The sequence below is a fragment of the Bradyrhizobium uaiense genome (assembly GCF_010811875.1).
In the GTDB taxonomy this organism is placed as follows: domain Bacteria; phylum Pseudomonadota; class Alphaproteobacteria; order Rhizobiales; family Xanthobacteraceae; genus Bradyrhizobium; species Bradyrhizobium uaiense.
Genome location: NZ_VKHP01000510.1, coordinates 1 through 1,122 on the forward strand (window position 1 = coordinate 1; position 1,122 = coordinate 1,122).

The 1,122-nt window shown below is 64.3% G+C and carries 1 protein-coding gene; it reads left to right on the plus strand.

Annotated features, from left to right (window positions below):
- A protein-coding gene (locus FNJ47_RS46160) for an IS3 family transposase (protein ID WP_163163439.1) occupies positions 1-1,104 on the plus strand; the annotation gives its coding sequence in 2 pieces (ribosomal slippage) (positions 1-170 and positions 170-1,104; 1,105 coding nt annotated over the 2 pieces). This gene is flagged as partial in the annotation.
- Positions 1,105-1,122 lie beyond the last annotated feature (18 nt).

A 1,122-nucleotide genomic window follows, 5' to 3' on the forward strand; every position in this document is an offset into this window, starting at 1 on the left:
GCGGAAGCACGGCATCTCTGAAGCGACGTTTTACAACTGGAAGGCCAAATACGGCGGGATGGACGTGTCCGAGGCCAGGCGGCTGAAGGCACTGGAAGATGAGAACGCCAAACTGAAGAAGCTCCTGGCCGAGCAGATGCTCGATGCGGCAGCGCTCCGGGAGCTGTTGTCAAAAAAATGGTAGGGCCCGTCGCCAAGCGCGCAGGGGGCGCGCACCTGAGGGCCGTCATGGGCCTTTCGGAACGGCGGGCCTGTCTAATCGTCGGCGCGGATCGGACGATGGTCCGCTACCGTTGCCGCCGTCCGCCGGACACGGAGCTTCGGGGGCGGCTTCGCGAGCTTGCCAATGAGCGCCGGCGGTTCGGCTATCGCCGGCTATTCATCCTGCTCCGGCGGGAGGGCGAGCCGTCGGGGATCAACCGCATCCACCGGCTTTATCGGGAGGAAGGGCTGGCCGTGCGCAAGCGACGCGCCCGCCGCAAGGCGATTGGCGTTCGGGTGCCGATCCTTCTGGAAGCGAGGCCGAACGCGCGCTGGTCGCTCGACTTCGTTTATGACCAGTTTGCCAATGGACGACGCTTCCGCGTCCTCAACATCGTCGACGACGTGACCAAGGGGTGTCTGGGCGCAATCCCGGACACCTCGATCTCGGGGCGACGGGTGGCGCGGGAGCTGACGACGATCGTCGCGCGGCGCGGCAAGCCAGGCTCGATTGTTTCCGACAACGGCACCGAGTTCACCTGCAATGCCATGCTGGCTTGGTACAAGGAGACCGGTATCGACTGGCACTTCATTGCGCCAGGCAAGCCGATCCAGAATGCGTTCGTGGAGAGCTTCAACGGCCGCATGCGCGACGAGCTCTTGAACGAGACGCTGTTCTTCGACCTCGACGATGCTCGGTCGAAGGTCGCCAAATGGATTGCCGACTACAACGGGGAGCGCCCGCACTCCTCGCTGAAATACCTGACACCCGCGGCCTACGCCGCCACATTCACCGCAACGGGCGATCGGCTGCGCAACCCCGACCAGCTCCGCCGATCGCCCGTTGCTCCACCCGCGCCACTCGGCGTACAAAACCCCGAGACTCTAACTGCTGTTGGATGAATGTTCGGTGGCAGGTCA